18 protein-coding genes are annotated in these 18,664 nt (G+C 62.7%); 2 read left to right on the top strand and 16 right to left on the bottom strand.

Features of this window, described 5'->3' with window-relative positions:
• Window positions 1–3 precede the first annotated feature (3 nt).
• From der to ndk, 8 genes are read right to left on the bottom strand one after another with little or no spacing between them, the layout of a single operon-like run.
• Window positions 4–1,362, bottom strand: a complete 1,359-nt coding sequence (gene der / locus P8T11_RS00415; RefSeq protein WP_268078829.1) for a ribosome biogenesis GTPase Der — start codon at window positions 1,360–1,362, stop codon at window positions 4–6.
• Between the two features lie 25 nt (window positions 1,363–1,387).
• Complete coding sequence (gene bamB, locus P8T11_RS00410; RefSeq protein WP_268078830.1) at window positions 1,388–2,545, bottom strand: outer membrane protein assembly factor BamB; 1,158 nt, start codon at window positions 2,543–2,545, stop codon at window positions 1,388–1,390.
• A 5-nt stretch (window positions 2,546–2,550) separates the two neighbouring features.
• Entirely contained in the window at window positions 2,551–3,189 is a 639-nt protein-coding gene (locus tag P8T11_RS00405) for a YfgM family protein (protein WP_268078831.1), read from the bottom strand.
• Window positions 3,190–3,192: 3 nt separating this feature from the next.
• A complete protein-coding gene (gene hisS, locus P8T11_RS00400; protein ID WP_268082475.1) occupies window positions 3,193–4,479 on the bottom strand; it encodes a histidine--tRNA ligase in 1,287 nt (428 codons plus the stop codon).
• 55 nt (window positions 4,480–4,534) lie between these two features.
• On the bottom strand, window positions 4,535–5,821 hold the full coding sequence (gene ispG / locus P8T11_RS00395; RefSeq protein WP_268078832.1) for a flavodoxin-dependent (E)-4-hydroxy-3-methylbut-2-enyl-diphosphate synthase: 1,287 nt from the start codon (window positions 5,819–5,821) through the stop codon (window positions 4,535–4,537).
• Window positions 5,822–5,834: 13 nt separating this feature from the next.
• Window positions 5,835–6,329 (bottom strand): helix-turn-helix domain-containing protein, encoded by a 495-nt coding sequence (locus P8T11_RS00390; protein ID WP_268078833.1) that lies wholly within the window; start codon window positions 6,327–6,329, stop codon window positions 5,835–5,837.
• A complete protein-coding gene (gene rlmN, locus P8T11_RS00385) occupies window positions 6,326–7,480 on the bottom strand; it encodes a 23S rRNA (adenine(2503)-C(2))-methyltransferase RlmN (RefSeq protein WP_050446283.1) in 1,155 nt (384 codons plus the stop codon). Before rlmN ends, P8T11_RS00390 begins: the two co-directional genes overlap by 4 nt.
• A gap of 44 nt (window positions 7,481–7,524) precedes the next feature.
• Window positions 7,525–7,950 carry a nucleoside-diphosphate kinase gene (gene ndk / locus P8T11_RS00380; protein WP_006218576.1) on the bottom strand — a complete coding sequence of 142 codons (426 nt, stop codon included), beginning with the start codon at window positions 7,948–7,950 and terminating at the stop codon, window positions 7,525–7,527.
• A gap of 405 nt (window positions 7,951–8,355) precedes the next feature.
• Between ndk and P8T11_RS00375 the strand changes: the two genes are divergently transcribed.
• Window positions 8,356–11,250 carry a valine--tRNA ligase gene (locus P8T11_RS00375; RefSeq protein ID WP_268078834.1) on the top strand — a complete coding sequence of 965 codons (2,895 nt, stop codon included), beginning with the start codon at window positions 8,356–8,358 and terminating at the stop codon, window positions 11,248–11,250.
• Window positions 11,251–11,339: 89 nt separating this feature from the next.
• Here P8T11_RS00375 and P8T11_RS00370 read toward each other — a convergent pair whose 3' ends face one another.
• The 8 genes from P8T11_RS00370 to rpsP form a co-directional block, all read right to left on the bottom strand.
• Window positions 11,340–12,629, bottom strand: coding sequence for an NAD(P)/FAD-dependent oxidoreductase (locus tag P8T11_RS00370; RefSeq protein ID WP_268078835.1), 1,290 nt, complete (start codon window positions 12,627–12,629; stop codon window positions 11,340–11,342).
• Window positions 12,630–12,638: 9 nt separating this feature from the next.
• The gene (locus P8T11_RS00365) at window positions 12,639–13,370 is read right to left on the bottom strand and encodes an amino acid ABC transporter ATP-binding protein (RefSeq protein ID WP_268078836.1); all 732 of its coding nucleotides are present in this window, start codon (window positions 13,368–13,370) and stop codon (window positions 12,639–12,641) included.
• On the bottom strand, window positions 13,367–14,020 hold the full coding sequence (locus tag P8T11_RS00360; RefSeq protein WP_268078837.1) for an amino acid ABC transporter permease: 654 nt from the start codon (window positions 14,018–14,020) through the stop codon (window positions 13,367–13,369). The genes P8T11_RS00365 and P8T11_RS00360 overlap by 4 nt, the downstream gene beginning before the upstream one ends.
• A 122-nt stretch (window positions 14,021–14,142) precedes the next feature.
• Entirely contained in the window at window positions 14,143–14,898 is a 756-nt protein-coding gene (locus P8T11_RS00355; protein ID WP_268078838.1) for an ABC transporter substrate-binding protein, read from the bottom strand.
• 99 nt (window positions 14,899–14,997) lie between these two features.
• Window positions 14,998–15,702 (bottom strand): helix-turn-helix domain-containing protein, encoded by a 705-nt coding sequence (locus tag P8T11_RS00350; RefSeq protein WP_268078839.1) that lies wholly within the window; start codon window positions 15,700–15,702, stop codon window positions 14,998–15,000.
• Between the two features lie 106 nt (window positions 15,703–15,808).
• A complete protein-coding gene (trmD, locus tag P8T11_RS00345) occupies window positions 15,809–16,660 on the bottom strand; it encodes a tRNA (guanosine(37)-N1)-methyltransferase TrmD (RefSeq protein WP_268078840.1) in 852 nt (283 codons plus the stop codon).
• Entirely contained in the window at window positions 16,660–17,277 is a 618-nt protein-coding gene (gene rimM, locus P8T11_RS00340; protein ID WP_268078841.1) for a ribosome maturation factor RimM, read from the bottom strand. The genes trmD and rimM overlap by 1 nt, the downstream gene beginning before the upstream one ends.
• Window positions 17,278–17,361: 84 nt before the next feature.
• Window positions 17,362–17,622 (bottom strand): 30S ribosomal protein S16, encoded by a 261-nt coding sequence (rpsP, locus tag P8T11_RS00335; RefSeq protein WP_006224007.1) that lies wholly within the window; start codon window positions 17,620–17,622, stop codon window positions 17,362–17,364.
• Window positions 17,623–18,048: 426 nt separating this feature from the next.
• On the opposite strand from rpsP, the gene P8T11_RS00330 reads away from it, so the two are divergent.
• On the top strand, window positions 18,049–18,630 hold the full coding sequence (locus P8T11_RS00330) for a hypothetical protein (RefSeq protein ID WP_268078842.1): 582 nt from the start codon (window positions 18,049–18,051) through the stop codon (window positions 18,628–18,630).
• Window positions 18,631–18,664 lie beyond the last annotated feature (34 nt).

The following is an 18,664-nucleotide window of genomic DNA, read 5'->3' as shown; positions in this document are numbered from 1 at the left end:
GGATCAGCTTTCCTGCGTGTAGGGGTTATGCGACGACTTGAATTCGATACGCAACGGGGTTCCGGCCAGATCGAACGCGTTGCGGAAACGTGTTTCCAGGTAACGCCGATAGGAATCGGGGATAGCGTCCAGCGCGTTGCCGTGGATGATGACCAGCGGCGGATTCTGACCACCTTGGTGCGCATAGCGCATCTTGGGGCGGAAGATCCCCTTGCGCGGGGGCTGCTGCTGCTCGATGGCGGCCTGCAATTCGCGCGTCAGCTTCGGCGTCGACAATTTGGCGAACGCCGCGGCATGCGCCGCGTTGATGGACTTCAACAGCGGCTTGATGCCCTGCCCGCGCAGCGCCGAAATCGTGTGCATGCGCGCGAACGACAGGAACCGCAGCTTGCGCTGGAATTCGCGTTCGATGCGTTCCTTTTCCTCGCCGTCCAGACCATCCCACTTGTTGATCGCAACTACCACGGCGCGGCCCGTTTCCAGCACGAAGCCCGCAATGTGGGCATCCTGCTCGGAGATCTCGGTGTGCGCGTCCAGCATCAGCAGCACGACGTTGCTGGCCTCAATGGCCTGCAGCGTCTTGATGACGGAAAACTTCTCGACAGCCTCGAACACCTTGCCGCGCTTGCGCAGGCCGGCAGTGTCGATCAGCGTGTAGCGGCGGCCATCGCGGTCGAAGTCAATTTCGATGGCGTCGCGCGTCGTGCCGGGCAGGTCAAACGCGATCACGCGCTCTTCGCCCATCAGCGTGTTGATGAGCGTCGACTTGCCCACGTTCGGGCGGCCCACGATGGCCAGCTTGATGCGGTGATCGTGTTCGCCCTCGCCTTCTTCGAAAGGCTCTTCTTCCGCGGGCGGCTCGGCCAGATCCTTCAGTGCCAACTCAATCAGGTCGACGATGCCGTCGCCGTGCGCCGCCGAAATCGGATAGGGTTGACCCAGGCCAAGTTCATGGAATTCGGAAATGGCGGGGCCCAGGCCCATGCCTTCCGCCTTGTTCACCGCCAGCAGAACGCGCTGCTGGCCAGACTTGCGCAGCAGTTGGGCGATCTCGTGATCATGGGCGTTCAGGCCGGCGCGCGCGTCGACCAAAAACACCACCACGTCGGCTTCGGCGATGGCCTGCCGGGTTTGGCGAGCCATCTCCAGCAGAATTCCGTCCTTGGCGACGGGTTCGAAACCGCCGGTATCGATAGCGATGAACGGGATCTCGCCTACCCTGCCCTCACCGTAATGGCGATCGCGGGTCAGGCCGGAAAAATCGGCCACCAACGCGGCGCGAGATCGCGTCAGGCGATTGAAAAGGGTCGACTTCCCCACATTGGGGCGACCGACCAGGGCAACGACAGGCTTGAAAGACACGGTGTAAGGCTTTGTTCTATAGGTTTTAGTTGGCGCCGATCAGGACGAGATTGCCATTGCCCGTCTGGACCAGCACACCTTGGGGGGTGGTTTGCGGCGGCGAAACGACAGCGCCTCCACCCACGGACAGCCGCGCCATCAGGCTACCGTCACTACGCGATAGAAAGTGCAGATAGCCTTCAAGATCGCCAACCGCGAGCGCGCCGCCCAGCAGGGCCGGTGCGGTCAGTTGACGGTTCTTCAGCGCTGCTTGCTTCCACACGTTGCCGCCATTATCCAGCGCAAACGCGCTGACGACGCTATTTTGATCCGACGCGTAGGCAAAGCGGTCATCCAGCGTCATGCCGCTGACGCTGGAGAAATCCTTGGCCCACAGCGGACGGCCGCCAGCCGTAACCTCAAAGCAGACGATACGCCCTTGATAGGCCACTGCGCAAAGAAGATTTCCGGCGATCCGCGGCGTGCCGACGACGTCGGTCAGGCGTTCCAGGTCGCTGGCGCCCCGCGGCGTCGCCACGGTGCCTTCCCACTGCACGTTGCCGCTGTCCGACGCAATCGCCATCAGCTTGCCGCCCGGCAGACCGGTGATGACCAGGCCTTCAGCCAGAACCATCTGCGACACGCTGCGCAAGGCCAGCGAGGGGCCGGGACGCTGCACGCTCCACACACGTTCGCCGCTGTTGGCATCGAACGCCTGGATGCGGTAGTCGCCGCTACGGACCACGACGATGCCATAGCCCACCACGGGAGGTACGGATACGTCGCTGGTGGCGCGAACCTTCCACTTGACCTTGCCGTTGTCGTCGAAGGCGATGACTTCGCCATCAGGCGAAGCCACGGCGGTGGTGGTGCCATCGCTGCCAGCGCCGGCCGACAGCTTGGTATCGGTCTTGGCCTTCCACAACGGACGGCCGCTTTGCAGGTCGAATTTGCCGACCGAACCGTCCGGCGTGGCGGCGTAGACGGCTGAACCCAGCACCGTGGGCGCAAAGCCCAAGCCGGAACCACTGCCGATCGACGTGGACCAGACCTGACGCACCGACATGCCAGCCTTGTACTCGGTCAGCGGCGCGGGATCATAACGGCCGTCGTCATGGGAAAACAGGCCGCAACCGCCCAATGCAAGCAAGCCTGCCAGGCAAACGGCGCCACGCCACGTACGACCAGGTGCAAATTTACGCATTACAGTCACGCTCCGCTCAGGGCATCCAATTTCAGTTGCACGACTTGGGTCAGCGGGTTCGCCGTACCCAGGCCGTCGATGGCGCTTTGCCACGCCGCACGCGCCTCATCGCGCTTGCCCTGCGCGGCCAGCACATCGCCACGGCGGTCCGCGAACAAGGCCGCAAACGCGGCAGGCGGGTTGTTCAATTGCGCCAGTGCGGCGTCGAACTGCTTTTGATCCAGCAGCATGCCGGCCAGGCGCAGCCGCGCAACGGCTTGCATGGACGGGTTCTTGCCCTGCGCCGCCAGCCATTCCAGTTGCTCACGTGCGCCGACATCGTCCTTCTGGGCTTGCAGCGCCTGCGCCGCAACCAACGCGCCGCGCGCGGCATAGCCAGTGGCCGGATACTGTTCGCGCAGCGTGGCGGCAGCGGCCTTGATGCGCACCGACGAATCAGCGCCCCCCAGGCGGGCTGCGTCTTCCAGCGCCTCGAAGTAGCCCATGGCCTGGTTGGTGCGATGCGACTCGTAGGCCTTCCAGCCCCACCATCCGCCCCACGCCAGCGCCACCGCGGCAAACAGCGACACGACCAGCGTGCCGTATCGCGCCCACCAAGCCTTGATGGCGTCCAGCTTTTCCTGTTCTTCGAGATCGTATGCCATGCCTTAACCCTTGTTGTTCAGTACCGCAGCCAGGTCCGCAAGCGGCACCTGTTGCTGCGCGTTGTCGCCCTGGGCGTCCGCACGCAAAAACTTGACGCTGGCGGTCTGCGAAGCGACTTCGTCGGCGCCAAGAATAACCGCAACCCGGGCGCCACTTGCATCCGCACGCTTGAATTGGGACTTGAAGCCGGCCGAACCGGCATGCACGATCACCGACAGACCGGCATCGCGCAAGGTTTCGCCGACGCTCGCCGCCAGGCGCTGCGCGTCTTCACCTTGGTGCACCACATAGACGTCGCATTCCGCGGGCGCATCCAACTGCACGCTCTGTTCCCAGAGGTCCAGCAGGCGCTCCATGCCGATGGCAAAGCCGACCGCGGGCGCGGGCTTGCCGCCCAGCAGTTCGATCAGCCCGTCGTAGCGGCCACCGCCACACACCGTGCCTTGCGAACCCAGGCGATCGGTGACCCACTCGAACACCGTCAGGTTGTAGTAGTCCAGACCACGCACCAGGCGCGGGTTCAAGCTGTATTCAATGCCGGCTTCGGTCAGGCGCTGGCAGACGCCGTCGAAGTGCGCGCGGGATTCGTCGCCCAGGAAATCAAACAGGCGCGGCGCACTGTTGGCCATTTCCTGCATGGCGGGGTTCTTGGTATCCAGCACGCGCAGCGGGTTGGTGTACAAGCGGCGCTGGCCGTCTTCGTCGAGAATGTCGCGGTGCTTTTCCAGGTGCTCGATCAATGCGGCGCGATGCGCGGCGCGCTCGGCGGGCTGCCCCAGGGAATTCAGTTCCAGGCGCACATCCGTCAAGCCCAGCAACTTCCACAGGCGCGCCAGCATGACGATGAGTTCGGCGTCCACATCAGGACCGACGAAGCCCAAGGCTTCCACGTCGACCTGATGAAACTGGCGGTAGCGGCCGCGCTGCGGGCGTTCGTGGCGAAACACCGGGCCAATCGAGTAGACGCGCTGCGGGCGGTCATAGAGCATGTTGTGCTCGATGGAGGCGCGCACGATACCGGCCGTCATTTCGGGGCGCATCGTCAGCGATTCACCGTTCAAGGCATCGGTGAACGTGTACATCTCTTTTTCGACAATGTCAGTGACTTCGCCGATGCCGCGCGTGAACAGGCGCGTATGCTCAAGCACGGGCGTACGCACATTGCGATAGCCGTAGCCGCGCAGCCAGCCGCGCACGATTTCCTCGAATTGTTCCCAGCGGGCGCTCGACCCGGGCAACACGTCATTCATGCCGCGTATGGCGGCGACTTTCTGGAAAGCTTGAGTCATCTTGATCATGCCGCATCGCGCACCTGTCGGCGCGCTTGCGGCTACACCCTTTCTTTTAATGAGAGGCGAGCACGCCGTACCGGCGCGCCACGTAGTCTTCGACGATGGCCTGGAACTCTTCGGCGATATGATCGCCTTTGAGCGTGACCGTGCGTTCGCCATCCACGAATACCGGCGCCGCGGGCACTTCACCCGTTCCCGGCAGACTGATACCGATATCGGCATGACGGCTTTCGCCCGGCCCATTGACCACACAGCCCATGACCGCGACGTTCATGCTTTCGACGCCGGGGTACTGCGCCTTCCAGACCGGCATCTGGCGACGCAGGTAAGACTGGATGCTGTCAGCCAGTTCCTGGAAGAACGTGCTGCTGGTGCGGCCGCAACCGGGGCACGCAACCACCATGGGAGTGAACGCGCGCAGGCCCATGGTCTGCAGGATTTCTTGCGCCACGACCGCTTCGCGGCTGCGGTCGCCGCCGGGTTCCGGCGTCAACGAAATACGGATGGTATCGCCAATACCCTGCTGCAACAGCACGGCCAGCGCGGCAGTGGACGCCACGATGCCCTTGCTGCCCATGCCGGCTTCGGTCAGCCCCAGATGCAGCGGGTAATCGCAACGGGCGGACAGGTCTCGGTAGACCGCGATCAGGTCCTGCACATGGCTGACCTTGCACGACAGGATGATGGCGTCACGGCGCAAGCCAAGCTCTTCGGCGCGCTGCGCGTTGGTGATGGCAGAGACGACCAGCGCGTCACGCATCACGGCCTGGGCCTCCCAGGGCTGCGCGCGCCGGCTGTTTTCGTCCATCTTGCGCGCCATCAGTTCGTGGTCCAGGCTGCCCCAGTTCACGCCAATGCGCACGGGCTTGTCGTAACGGCAAGCCACTTCGATCATCTGCGCGAAGTTGTCGTCGCGCCGCTTGCCGCCGCCCATGTTGCCCGGATTGATCCGATACTTGGACAGCGCCTGCGCGCATTCCGGAAACTGCGTCAGCAACTTGTGGCCGTTGTAGTGGAAGTCTCCTACCAGCGGCACATTCACGCCCATGCGATCAAGCTGTTCGCGGATGGCGACCACTTCGCGGGCCGCCTCAGGCGTATTCACCGTGATCCGTACCAGCTCGGAACCGGCCATCGCCAGCTCCTTGACCTGAATCGCCGTGGCGATGGGGTCCGCGGTATCGGTATTGGTCATGGACTGCACCACGACCGGGGCATCGCCCCCAACCATGACAACGCGATCGCCCCACTTCACCGCAACAGAGCGGGTAGCGCGGCGTATGGCGGCTCCTACGGCGGGAGGCGGCGCATCGTGGCAAGGCAGAGAGGAATCTTGCATCGGCGGAACCGGTTTACTTGGTGGGCTTGGGCAGCCAGTCGAACGGCAGCCATTGCTGCGGCAACCAGCCTTGCCAGAACGCATACGCCACGCCGGCGGCCAGCACCAGCACGATGGCGATCAGCCATCCCCAGGAGGCGGACGACGAACGATCATCGTCAGCGCTGGACTGGGGAATGGAGTGCGCCGAATGCAGGGCGCCCGGGCTCAGTTTCACCGGACCCGTGACGCGAGCCTTGGGGTCCAGCGAATCGACGATGGCCTGGGAATCAGCACCCAGCAGGCGCGCATAGTTGCGGACCAGACCACGCAGGGAAACCCCGGACGGCAGGTCGGCCCACGCTTCGTTTTCAAGGGCTTCAATCTGCTTGGTGGAAAACTTGATGCGGCTGGAAACCTCATCAAGCGACCAGCCCTTGGACTGGCGCAGCGAACGCAATGCCGAGCCGATATTGCCCGCTTCGCTGGCGGGCGTTTCAGAAACTGCAGAAGCGACATCCTGCGTCATGCATGCACCTGTTTAATTGGTATGGTCTGGCGCTGTGCAGCGTTGCGCTCGGTAATCCGAGTGCGGTCGCGCACTTCTCCGGCCAGTTGACCACAAGCTGCATCGATGTCGTCACCCCGGGTCTTGCGCACGGTCGTGATGATGCCGGCGTCCATCAGCCGCTGCGCAAACACCTTCACGCGGGCGGAGTTGGAACGCTTCAGGCCCGACTCTGGGAAGGGGTTGAACGGAATCAGATTGAGCTTGCAACGCAACTGGCGTGCAATTTGGATCAGTTCCTTGGCGTGCTGGTCGGTATCGTTGATGCCGTCCAGCATGCAGTATTCAAAGGTGATGAAGTCGCGCGGGGCAAACGCCAGATAGCGCTCGCAGGCCGCCAGCAACTCTTTCAGCGGGTACTTCTTGTTCAGTGGCACCAGTTCGTCGCGCAACGCGTCGTTGGGCGCGTGCAGCGACACCGCCAGCGCCACCGGACAGTCTTGCGACAGGCGGTCCATCATGGGCACCACGCCCGACGTGGACACCGTGACGCGACGGCGCGACAGTCCGTAGGCATTGTCGTCCAGCATCAGGCGCAGGGCCGGCAGCACCTGGTCGTAATTGAGCAGAGGCTCGCCCATGCCCATCATGACCACGTTGCTGACGACGCGCGTGTCTTCGGTCGCCTTGGCGTTCGCCAGGCGCGCCGTGCCGATATCGGCTTCCAGCACGCGCTTGGCCCACCACAACTGGCCGATGATTTCGCTGGTTTTCAGGTTGCGGTTGAAGCCCTGATGCCCGGTCGAGCAAAAGCGGCAATTGACCACGCAGCCGGCCTGGCTGGAAATGCAAAGGGTGCCGCGATCATCTTCGGGAATGAAGACTGTTTCGATGGCATTGCCCTGCCCCACGTCGAACAGCCACTTGCGCGTGCCGTCGGTCGAGCGCTGCTCGATATTGACGGGCAAGGCCTCGATGCGGCAGTTGGACGCGAGCTGGCTGCGGAATTCGCGAGCCAGGTCGGTCATGGCGTCGAATGAATCGGCGCCGCGCTGGTGCATCCAGCGCTGCAACTGACGGGCGCGAAACGGCTTGCCGCCCCACTGCCCGACAAGTTCGGACAGGGCGGAGCCATCCAGCCCCAGCAGATTGATTCGTTCGACGGATTCCATGACCTGGGTAACGCTAAAAAACTAATTCAGTGCTTACGCGAAAATCAACGGCTGTGGATGTTGATTTCGGGGAAGAAGAAAGCGACTTCGACAGCAGCCGTTTCCGGAGCGTCCGAGCCGTGCACGGCGTTGGCGTCGATGCTGTCGGCGAAGTCGGCGCGGATGGTACCGGCTTCGGCCTTCTTCGGGTCCGTGGCGCCCATCAGGTCGCGGTTCTTCTGGATGGCGTCTTCACCTTCCAGCACTTGTACGAACACGGGGCCCGAGATCATGAAATCGACCAGGTCCTTGAAGAAGGGGCGTTCCTTGTGCACGGCGTAGAAACGCTCGGCGTCGGCGCGCGACAGTTGCGCCAGGCGGGCAGCGATGACCTTCAGGCCGGCTTGTTCGAAGCGGCCGACGATCTGGCCGATGACGTTCTTGGCGACGGCGTCGGGCTTGATGATCGAGAGGGTGCGTTGAATGGACATTAGGAACTCCGAAAACTGATTTCTGACTGGTTTCTGATGAATTGCCTGGCGTGGCTCTGCACTTGTCGGTGTCACCCTTGAAGTGTCATCGCGCGTTGGGCGCGCAGGCGGTCCGGCGTGTTTGAACGATTCCGTTGAACATTCCGGGCCGGCCTGAACCGCTTGCCAAGGCAGGGATTCGACACTGGCCACCGATCGGACGTGCCCATGATTCTTGTCGAGGATACCGAAACGTGGGCTTTTCAGCGCACATTTCTGAAGGAAACCTCAATGAATTCAGGGACTTCTAAAAGGTTTACAGTAACCCGGTATTCTAACACGCTGAGAAGACCGCATTACATCTTAAAATGAGCGGTTTGCTGCCCGTATCCCTACGCCGGGCGCCCTGTCTGCCGGAACCCTGTAATGACTCAAGCTGCTCCCCCGAACGCCGCGAATCCCGCGAGCGACACCCCGGAACTCTCCAAGAGCTTCGAACCCTCCGAATTGGAATCGCGCTGGTATGCCGAATGGGACAAGCGCGGATATTTCACGGCGGGCCAGCACGTAAAAACGGGGACGGAAAGCCAACCCTACGTTATCCAGTTCCCGCCGCCCAACGTGACGGGCACGCTGCACATGGGCCACGCCTTCAACCAGACCATCATGGACGGCCTGGTTCGCTACCGCCGCATGTCGGGCGACGACACCGTGTTCATCCCGGGCACCGACCACGCCGGCATCGCGACCCAGATCGTTGTTGAAAGACAGTTGGATGCCCAGAAGGTTTCCCGTCATGACCTCGGCCGCGAAAAATTCGTGGAAAAGGTCTGGGAATGGAAGGAAAAGTCCGGCAACGCCATCACCGAGCAAGTGCGCCGCCTAGGCGCGTCGGCCGACTGGCCGCGCGAATACTTCACGATGGATGACCGCATGTCGCGCGGCGTGGTCGAGACCTTCGTGCGCCTGCATAAACAGGGCCTGATCTACCGCGGCAAGCGCCTGGTCAACTGGGACCCGAAGCTGCTGACCGCCGTGTCCGACCTGGAAGTGCAGTCCGAAGAGACCGAGGGCCACATGTGGCACATCCTCTACCCCTTCGTGGACGGTCCGCAGACCATCGTCGACAAAGACGGCAAGACCGTCACCTTGCGCGGCATGACCATCGCCACCACCCGCCCGGAAACGATGCTGGCCGACGGCGCGCTGTGCGTGCACCCCGAAGACCCGCGCTATCAGCACCTGGTTGGCAAGGAAGTCGAACTGCCCCTGTGCGACCGCAACATCCCGATCATTGCCGACGATTTCGTTGACCCTGACTTCGGTACGGGCTGCGTCAAGATCACCGGCGCACATGACTTCAACGATTACGCCTGCGCGATGCGCCACGATCTGCCCCTGATCGTGATCTTCACGCTGGACGCACACATCAACGAGAACGGCCCCAAGCAGTTCCAGGGCCTGGAGCGCTACGAAGCCCGCAAGGCGGTCGTTGCGCAGTTGGATGCCGAAGGCTATCTGGTCAAGGTCGACTCGCACAAGATGATGCAACCCAAGGGCGATCGCACCGGCGTCGTCCTGGAGCCCATGCTGACCGACCAATGGTTCGTGGCCATGAGCAAGCCCGCGCCGGAAGGCACGCTGAACCCGGGCAAGAGCATTACCGAAGTGGCGCTGGAAGTGGTGGCCGACGGCCGCATCCAGTTCTACCCGGACAACTGGACCACCATCTACAACCAGTGGCTGAACAACATCCAGGACTGGTGCATTTCGCGCCAACTGTGGTGGGGCCATCAGATCCCGGCCTGGTATTCCGAAGACGGCCAGGTCTTCGTGGCGCACGACGAAGCGGGCGCCATCGAGCAGGCGCGCGCCGCCGGCGTCACGGGCGATCTCACGCGGGATCCGGACGTGCTGGACACCTGGTTCTCGTCGGGTCTCGTGCCCTTCACCACGCTGGGCTGGCCGGACAAGACGCCAGACCTGCAACGCTACCTGCCTTCGAGCGTGCTGGTGACGGGCTTTGACATCATCTTCTTCTGGGTCGCGCGCATGGTCATGCTGACCACGCACATGACTGGCCAGATCCCGTTCAAGCACGTCTACGTGCACGGCCTGATCCGCGATGCCGACGGCCAGAAGATGAGCAAGTCCAAGGGCAACACGCTGGACCCGGTTGACCTGATCGACGGTATCGACCTGGACGGCCTGGTTGCGAAGCGCACCTACGGCCTGATGAACCCCAAACAAGCCGGCAACATCGAAAAGGTCACGCGCCGCCAATACCCCGACGGCATCCCGGCGTTCGGCACCGATGCGCTGCGCTTCACGATGGCGGCCTACGCCACGCTGGGCCGCAACATCAACTTCGACCTGAAGCGCTGCGAGGGCTATCGCAATTTCTGCAACAAGCTGTGGAACGCCACGCGCTTCGTGCTGATGAACACCGAGGGCCATGACTTGACCGGTTCGGACGCGGGCGAAACCTCGTTCGTGGACCGCTGGATCATCAGCCAGATGCAAACGTTGGAAGCCGATGTGGCACGCGGCTTTGCCGACTACCGCTTCGACAACATCGCCAACGCCCTGTACCGCTACGTCTGGGACGAATACTGCGACTGGTACCTGGAACTGGCCAAGGTGCAGATCCAGACCGGCACGCCGGCCCAGCAACTCGGTACGCGCCGCACGCTGATCCGCGTGCTGGAATGCGTGCTGCGCCTGGCCCACCCCATCATTCCGTTCATCACCGAAGAGCTGTGGCAGAAGGTGTCGGTGGTGGCGGGAAAGCGCAAGGAAGGCGTGGCCGACAGCGTCAGCGTGCAGCCGTATCCGCAGGCCAATCCGGCCGCCGTGGATGCCGCCGCCGAAGCGGACGTAGCCGAGCTGAAGGCGCAAGTGGAAGCCGTGCGCGCATTGCGCGGCGAAATGAACCTGTCGCCCGCTCAGAAGGTGCCGCTGTGCGCCCAGGGCGACGCGCCCACGCTCAAGCGCAACGCGCCATACCTGGCCGCGCTGGCCAAGCTGAGCCAGGTCGATGTGCTGGACGTCTTGCCGGATGCCGGCGCGCCGGTTCAAGTGGTGGGTGCCAGCCGCCTGATGTTGCATGTTGAGATCGACGTGGCAGCCGAACGCATCCGCCTGAACAAGGAAATCGCCCGCCTGGAAGGCGAAATCGCCAAGGCCAACGGCAAGCTGTCGAACGCCAGCTTTGTCGAGCGCGCCCCGGCGGCGGTTGTCGAACAGGAAAAGGCGCGCATGGCGCAGTTTGGCGAAACCCTGCAAAAGGTGCGCGAACAGCGCGCCAAGCTGGGCGAATAAGCGACTGCGGATCGCGCGAAAGCAAAACACCCCGGAACGCTCACGCCCCGGGGTGTTTTTTTATCTGGCCGACGTTAACGGCCCCGCACCTACACGCCGCCGTCCGTCATGCGATACCAACTGACGACCGCATTCACATACAGCCGGCGCAAGCCATAAAGCGGAAACGGCACCACCGGCGACAAGGGCACCGGCAGCGCGGCGGCATCACCCGTGGCCACATATTCCGCCATCGCGCGTCCCATGCTCGTCTGCAGCCCGACGCCACGCCCCTGGCAACCAATATCCACCAGCAAGCCCGGCTGCGGCTCGTGCAGATGCGGCAGGTAATCGCGCGTAATCGCCACGCGGCCGCACCAGCGATATTCGAACGGCGTGCCGGCCACTTGCGGAAACATCTTCAACATGACGCGCTCAAGATGCGCCCAATCTTGCGGCCCCTTGGGTTCGCGAAACGGACCGCGACCGCCCATCAACAGACGGCCCTGATGGTCCAGCCGGAAGTACAGCAGCAGATTGCGGGTGTCCGACGTGACGTGACCTTCGGGAAAGATGCCCGCGCGCACCGATTCCGGCAGCGGCGCCGTGGCCACCTGGAAAGTGTTGGCGTCGATGATGGAGGTCTTGAGCCCGGGCAGCAGATCGCCGCCATAGGCATTCGTACACATCACAACGCGGTCTGCGGTAACGGTTGCGCCGCGCGCGGTGGACACCGTCCACTTGCCGCCATCACGCTTCAAGCCGGTGACCGGCGTTTCCGTGTGGATCACGGCGCCCGCGTTCAAGGCGGCGCGCGCCAGGCCGCGCACGTAGCTCAAGGGCTGCACGGCCCCCGCACGCTTGTCGACCCAACCGCCCAGATAGCGATCCGTGCCCAGCAAGCGCGCGACCTGGTCCCGATCCAATGGTTGCGCGTCCACGCCGTGCCGCGCCCATTGCGCCGCGCGCCCGTGCGCAATGCGCAAGGCTTCGGCGGTATGCGCCCCCTGGATCCAGCCTTTGCGCACGTGCGGCACGTCCATGGCGTGGCGGTCGATCAGGTTGAACACCGAGTCCGCCGTGCTGCCCGCAAACCGCAATAGCCGGTCGCCCTTTTCGGGTCCGAACATGGCGATCAAGTCGTCCGGATCGTATTTCAAGCCTGGAATCACCTGGCCGCCATTGCGGCCCGAACCGCCAAAGCCGATTTCGCGCGCTTCCAGCACGACGGTCTTCACACCTCGCTCGGCCAGATGCAAGGCGGTGCTCAAACCGGCGTAGCCGCCACCGATGACCAACACATCCGCTTGCGTGGAAGCGGCCAGCGGCTCGGTCGACGGCGGTGGCGCCGCGGTCGCTGCCCACAACGACGGGGAAAGGGGAAACGGCGCTTGCTGCATGACGGTTCCTTACATGGGATGCAGCACGCGGTGCAGGAAATCCTGCGTCCGGGGATGCTGCGGATGATTCAGCACTTCGCGGGCGGCGCCCTGCTCTACCATGACCCCGCCGTCAAAGAACATGACGCGGTCGGCAACCTCGCGGGCAAAGCTCATTTCGTGCGTCACGACGACCATCGTCATGCCGGCTTCCGCCAGCTTGCGCATGACGCCCAGCACATCGCCGACCAGTTCGGGGTCCAGCGCGGAGGTAGGTTCGTCGAACAAGATGGCCTTGGGCTGCATGGCCAGCGCGCGCGCGATGGCCACGCGCTGTTGCTGCCCGCCGGACAACTGGTTCGGATGCGCATCGGCCTTGTCCGCCAAGCCCACGCTGGCCAGCAGTTCGCGGCCGCGCTCAATCACTTGCGCGCGCGGTTCTTTCTTCACGAAGATCGGCCCTTCAATGACGTTTTCCAGCGCGGTGCGATGCGGGAACAAATTGAAGCGCTGAAACACCATGGCCACTTGCGTGCGGATGGACACGATGGACGGTGCGTCGGCATCGACCCGCTCTCCGTCCACGGTGATGTGCCCTGCGTTGTATCGTTCAAGCCCGTTGATGCAGCGCAGGATCGTGGATTTTCCTGAACCGGAAGGGCCGATCACGCAGACCACCTCGCCCTTGCTGACGTCGGCGTCAATGCCTTTCAGCACCTCCAGCGAGCCGAAGCTCTTGCGGACTCCGCGAAGTTCGATCACTTGGTGGCACTCCTTTTTTCCAGGTGGCGCACCAGCAGAATCAAGGGCACGCACATCACCAGGTACATCAGTGCCACCAGAGAGAACACGGTGGCGTTCTTGAACGTGGACACCGCGATCAGCTTGCCCTGCAGCGCTAGCTCGGCCACCGTGATGGTGGACGCCTGCGACGAGTCCTTGAGCATCATGATCATGATGTTGCCGTAAGGCGGCAACACTATCTTGACCGCCTGCGGCAAGACCACACGCCGCATCGTCATGCTCCAGCTCATGCCCATGGCCATCGCCGCTTCGATCTGCCCACGGTCAATCGCCTGGATCCCCGCGCGGAAATTCTCGGCCTGATAGGCGGAATACGCCACCCCCAGCCCGATGATGGCGGCCTGCACCGCGGTCAGCGACACCCCCATGTCGGGCATCACGAAATAGATGTAGAACAGCAGCACGATGATTGGAATGCCGCGCAGCAGATTGATCACGCCGGCGCTGAACTTGGACAGGAATTTGTTTCCCGAGACGCGCATTAGCGCCCACACCAGGCCCAGCACCGTCGACAGCACGAGCGAACCCAGCGTGACCAGGATCGTCAGCTTCGCGCCTTCCAGCAGTATCGGCATGTACTCTGCCGCGTCCTTGAAGAATTCCGTCATGAACTACCCCACCCCAACAAGACCGCCTGCGGGAACGCGGGATGCGCCCCGCCCGCCGGCGCGCGGATACGCGCCGGCCAGGCTGTTGCAAAAACGCTTGCTTGCTTGTGACTAACGCTGCGTTACGAGCCGGAAAGGCCCCACTTCTTCAGGATGGCGTCGATGGCGCCGTCCGCCTTGAGCTTGGCCAGCGCCTTGTTGATGCGGTCCAGCAGCGCGGTGTCTTCCTTGCGCGTAGCCAGCCCAAGGCTGCCCATCACGGTAGGTTGATAAGACTGCGCCATCTTCAGGTTGGGGTAGTTACCCTGCGTCAGGATGTAGGCCGCGATCGGGAAGTCCATGAAGCCGCCCTGGATGCGGCCGGCATTGGCGTCGCGCATCATGTCGGGCGGGTTGTCATACAGCTTCACTTCCTTGAACACGCCGCTCTTCTGAACGGGTTCGACAAAAGCCGTGCCCACCTGCACACCGACGGTCATGCCTTTCATGTCGGCAAACGACTTGTATTCCTTGTTGTCGCTCTTCAGCACCATCAAGCCCTCTCCGTAGCGGTAGACGGGTTCGGAAAAGCTCACGATCTGCTGGCGCTGCGGAGTGATGAACATCGCGGCAGAGACGATGTCGATACGCTTTGAGGTCAGCGATCCTATCAATGCGGAAAACGCCATGGGCTCGATCTGCACTTCGAAGCCCGCCTCTTTGCCAACGGCCTTGATGATGTCGACCATCACGCCTTCGATGCTATTGGCTTTGGTGTCCAGAAAAGTGAAGGGACTGCCGGTGGGTGTAGACCCCACTTTCAACACCGTTTGGGCTTGTGCGCCCGCGGCCATGGACAATGCTGCAAATACAGAGACAACCAGAGTCTTGAATTTCATGACATTTCCTCATCGTGGCAAAGAAGTCCGGGCAACGCGTTGCGTGTCCGGTGGCGCGACAATCCCCAGAGTCATCGCGCCGATGTGGATGCTGCGCGCTTACGGCGCTTGTTGCGTGTCGTCCCCCGCGGCTTGAGTGATGTTGGAAATGGCCCAGATGACCTCGGTCGTCTGCGACCCGGGATTGCGCCAGCGGCGCGGAGTGCTGCTGGCATAGCAAAAGCTGTCGCCCTCATTCAGCAGCATCACGCGGTCGCCTACCCATAATTCAAGTGAACCCTTGAGCACCACCCCAATCTGCTCGCCCTGCCCCGTCACGAAAAGCTCGTTGCCGGTGGAGCCTCCGGGCTCAATGGTGGCCCGGCACAGGTCCATGCTGCTGCAGGCCGGCGGCGTGTACATCTCTTTGCTGATGCCTTTTTCGCTTAGATCTATGAAGCGATGCGTGCCGGCGCGGGCAACGCGGCCGCCGTCCTCGCCCTGCGTGTGCTCGGCATTGCGCAGCAGTGAATTGACCGACACCTGGAATTCCCGCGCCAGCAGATGCAATACCTTGACCGAGGCGGAGCTCAGGCCGCGCTCGATCTGGCTCAGCAAGCCCAGGGACATCCCGCAGGCGCGCGCCACATCGGCAAGTGATCGGCCTTGCTGTTTGCGCAACTGCCGCAGTTGCTGACCCAACCACATATCCACGGCTGACTCCGGCCTGCCCGCAAACGAAGCCGCCCTTGCCGGCGACGGCGAAGCGCGATGCTCAAGGACGGGTCGGGCCACCCGCGAGGCGGCCGCGTTGGATCTGCTCATGTGAAAATTTCATTTATGTGTAATTTTCAATACTAAGGAGCACGCGGCAAGCTCACAACCTAGGAACATCCCTAGCGGTCATGAAAAGTTTGAAGAGGGGAACGGCTCAGGACGCGTCGGGCGTCTTGGGGGATTGCGCGGAGGTCTTTGACGCGGGCTTGCGTCGGCGCTTGGGCGCGTCGGATGCGGGGTCGTAGGTGCCGGCCAGCTCTGCCAGATAGCGCTCATCCGCCTTGTTCAACCACCCCTTGGCACGAGCCGATTCAATCAGCTCGGGGCGACGCGCCGCCGTCAGGGCCAGCGAACGTTCACGCCGCCAGCGGGCGATATTGGCATGATGGCCGCTCAAGAGCGGCGCGGGCACGGACTCACCTTCATAGACTTCCGGGCGCGTGTAGTGCGGGCTGTCCAGCAGGCCGGACAAGGTGTCGTTGAACGAATCCTGCAAGGCCGAGTCGCCGTCGTTCAGCACGCCGGGCAAGAGGCGCACGGCCGCGTCGATCACCGCAAGCGCGGCGATTTCCCCGCCGGACAACACAAAGTCGCCCAGCGAGATTTCATGCGTGACGCAACGTTCAATGAACCGTTGATCCACGCCTTCGTAGCGGCCACAGATCAGGATGATTCCATCACCCGAGGCCAGGGTTTCAGCGCCCGCCTGGTCGTAACGCTGACCGACCGGCGCCAGCAACGCCACGGGGGCAGGCCCCAGGCCTTGCGCGGCACGCGCTTGTTGGGCGGCATTGACGGCGGCTTCGAGCGGCGCGGCCATCATCACCATTCCCGGGCCGCCACCATAAGGGCGGTCATCCACTGTGCGATGGACGTCCTGCGTGAAATCTCGGGGATTCCAAGCATGCAGCGACCACCGGCCCTGGGTATGAGCCCGGCCGGTGACACCCAGATCGCGCACCACCCCGAACATTTCGGGAAAGAGCGTAATGACGTCAAATCGCATCAAAGATCCGCCGGCCAGTCGCTGTCAATGCGGCGAGCGGCCAGATCGACGGCGTGAATATGCGCGCGTACGAACGGAACAAGCATTTCGGCGGGTCGGCCCTTGGCGTTCAGAATGGGTTCGGGCCCTTCGGCTCCAACTTTCTGGCACAAGACCTTCAAGACGGCATGAGCGCCGTTATCAAGGACTTCGTCCACCACGCCTATCAGCGCGGGCTCACCGTTGGCGCTGGTGTACAACGCGCAGCCGATGAGGTCGACCCAGTAGTATTCGTCTTCTTCCGGCGCGGGAAAAGATCCGCGCGGTGCCTGCACGGAATGTCCGCGCAAGGCTTCAGCCTGATCGCGGTCCGCAATACCCGCCAGTTGGGCCACCACCGTGGCGCCCTGCGAGCGAGCTTGCAACACCTTGATTGCGACAGGCGCAGACGCGACAGCGCCCCGCGCCAATTCAGGCACAGGGCGAGTCAACCACCATTGAGATGCTGAGAGCAGCACTTCGGCATTGGCCGAATGAGGCTGCACCTTAACCCAGCCTTTCACACCGTAGGCTGCAGTGATGCGGCCCAGCTCGATCAAATCCGTAGGCGCCGCGTTAGAGGTTGCGGCATCAGACATGTATCGCGCTCTTGATAGTTATGAAACAGCTAAGAATGGTAGCTTTACAGCTGAACTAACGGCTTGGCTATACGACGCAGGCAATTAAGCCGCGGCGGAAACCTTGGCCGAGTAGTCCTTGACCAGACGTTCGACGGCGGGCGACAGTTGGGCGCCGGTGCCAGTCCAGTACTGCACGCGATCCAGCGCAATGCGCAGGTTTTCCGTGCCTTCGCTAGCGACGGGGTTGTAGAAACCCACGCGCTCGATAAAGCGGCCGTCGCGACGGTTACGCGAATCGGTGGCCACCAGGTTGTAAAACGGACGCTTCTTGGACCCACCGCGGGCCAGGCGAATCACCACCATAGGTAATCCCTTGAATTAGTTGTGAAAAACGGGAAATTCTAGCACTTAAACAAGCCAGCTGGCAAATGCAGGTGCTGAATCAGTTGGGGCGGCGCAATTTGTATCGTAAAACACCGCATCCGGGTATTCTACAAAACGGGCCGAAGCCCGCCGCAGGCAGAAGTGTAGCCGCCTGACCGCGCTTTCGCCTGTCTTTTCCTGCGATTTACCCTCAGTGCGTTTGAAGAATAGCCGGTTGGAGAGATCGGATTTATGTCGTCCTACGCCAGACCCCACGCCTGCTCCGTTTCGCTGCGCCGCCCCGGCACGGCATTCCCCCCTGTTTTCCAGTCTTCCCCCTGACGTTGGATTCCATCCTCCGGCAGCGCTACGCCTGTCCGTTCGTATTTTTTCCCCAACACTTCCTCTATTGGAGGGCGCCACACCATGAAGAACCCGACATCCGTCTTCAAACCCGTCGCACGCCTGGCCTTGACGGGCCTGTTGCTGGGCACGCTGGCGATGCCCATCTCGGCCTCCGCCCGCATTATCGGCGCGGCGATGACCACCGCTTCGGGCAAGGTCACCGCTGTGGATCCGGCCACGCGCACCATCACCTTGCAAGGAACCAACGGCAATACGGTCGAGGTCGTGGCCGGCCCCGACGTCCGCAATTTTCAGCAGATCAAGACGGGCGACATGCTGACCTTGGATTACTACGAATCCGTGGGGGTAGATGTGCGGCCCGCGGGTTCAGGCGCCCCTGAAGTCAAGACCGAAACGGCGGCAACGCGCAGTGCCACGGGCGCCAAGCCGGGCGGCGCGATGGGCCGCCAAACCACGATTACCGCCGAGATCTGGCACATCAACAAGAGTGCCAACCTTGTCACATTGAAGGGGCCACAGGGCGGCATGCGCACGATCCAGGTCAAAGACCCGGCCTTGCAAGCGCGCTTGCAGCAACTCAAGGAGGGCGATTTGGTGGATTTCACGATCACGCAGGCGGTCGCCGCGGCAATCCACCAGTAAGCACCACGCGCAGCGACGAAAAAAGGCCCGCTTG

Source organism: Achromobacter spanius, from assembly GCF_029637605.1.
Classification (GTDB): domain Bacteria; phylum Pseudomonadota; class Gammaproteobacteria; order Burkholderiales; family Burkholderiaceae_B; genus Achromobacter; species Achromobacter spanius_E.
The sequence above is the reverse complement of the archived record's forward strand: the minus strand, read 5'-3'. Positions and strand labels throughout refer to the sequence as shown.

What these genes read in the sequence shown, in the direction of transcription:
- bamB (WP_268078830.1), bottom strand. Translation starts at nt 2,545, where the DNA reads ATGCGTAAATTTGCACCTGGTCGTACGTGGCGTGGCGCCGTTTGCCTG.
- P8T11_RS00405 (WP_268078831.1), bottom strand. Translation starts at nt 3,189, where the DNA reads ATGGCATACGATCTCGAAGAACAGGAAAAGCTGGACGCCATCAAGGCT.
- hisS (WP_268082475.1), bottom strand. Translation starts at nt 4,479, where the DNA reads ATGACTCAAGCTTTCCAGAAAGTCGCCGCCATACGCGGCATGAATGAC.
- ispG (WP_268078832.1), bottom strand. Translation starts at nt 5,821, where the DNA reads ATGCAAGATTCCTCTCTGCCTTGCCACGATGCGCCGCCTCCCGCCGTA.
- P8T11_RS00390 (WP_268078833.1), bottom strand. Translation starts at nt 6,329, where the DNA reads ATGACGCAGGATGTCGCTTCTGCAGTTTCTGAAACGCCCGCCAGCGAA.
- rlmN (WP_050446283.1), bottom strand. Translation starts at nt 7,480, where the DNA reads ATGGAATCCGTCGAACGAATCAATCTGCTGGGGCTGGATGGCTCCGCC.
- ndk (WP_006218576.1), bottom strand. Translation starts at nt 7,950, where the DNA reads ATGTCCATTCAACGCACCCTCTCGATCATCAAGCCCGACGCCGTCGCC.
- P8T11_RS00375 (WP_268078834.1), top strand. Translation starts at nt 8,356, where the DNA reads ATGACTCAAGCTGCTCCCCCGAACGCCGCGAATCCCGCGAGCGACACC.
- P8T11_RS00370 (WP_268078835.1), bottom strand. Translation starts at nt 12,629, where the DNA reads ATGCAGCAAGCGCCGTTTCCCCTTTCCCCGTCGTTGTGGGCAGCGACC.
- P8T11_RS00360 (WP_268078837.1), bottom strand. Translation starts at nt 14,020, where the DNA reads ATGACGGAATTCTTCAAGGACGCGGCAGAGTACATGCCGATACTGCTG.
- P8T11_RS00355 (WP_268078838.1), bottom strand. Translation starts at nt 14,898, where the DNA reads ATGAAATTCAAGACTCTGGTTGTCTCTGTATTTGCAGCATTGTCCATG.
- P8T11_RS00350 (WP_268078839.1), bottom strand. Translation starts at nt 15,702, where the DNA reads ATGAGCAGATCCAACGCGGCCGCCTCGCGGGTGGCCCGACCCGTCCTT.
- trmD (WP_268078840.1), bottom strand. Translation starts at nt 16,660, where the DNA reads ATGCGATTTGACGTCATTACGCTCTTTCCCGAAATGTTCGGGGTGGTG.
- rimM (WP_268078841.1), bottom strand. Translation starts at nt 17,277, where the DNA reads ATGTCTGATGCCGCAACCTCTAACGCGGCGCCTACGGATTTGATCGAG.
- rpsP (WP_006224007.1), bottom strand. Translation starts at nt 17,622, where the DNA reads ATGGTGGTGATTCGCCTGGCCCGCGGTGGGTCCAAGAAGCGTCCGTTT.
- P8T11_RS00330 (WP_268078842.1), top strand. Translation starts at nt 18,049, where the DNA reads ATGAAGAACCCGACATCCGTCTTCAAACCCGTCGCACGCCTGGCCTTG.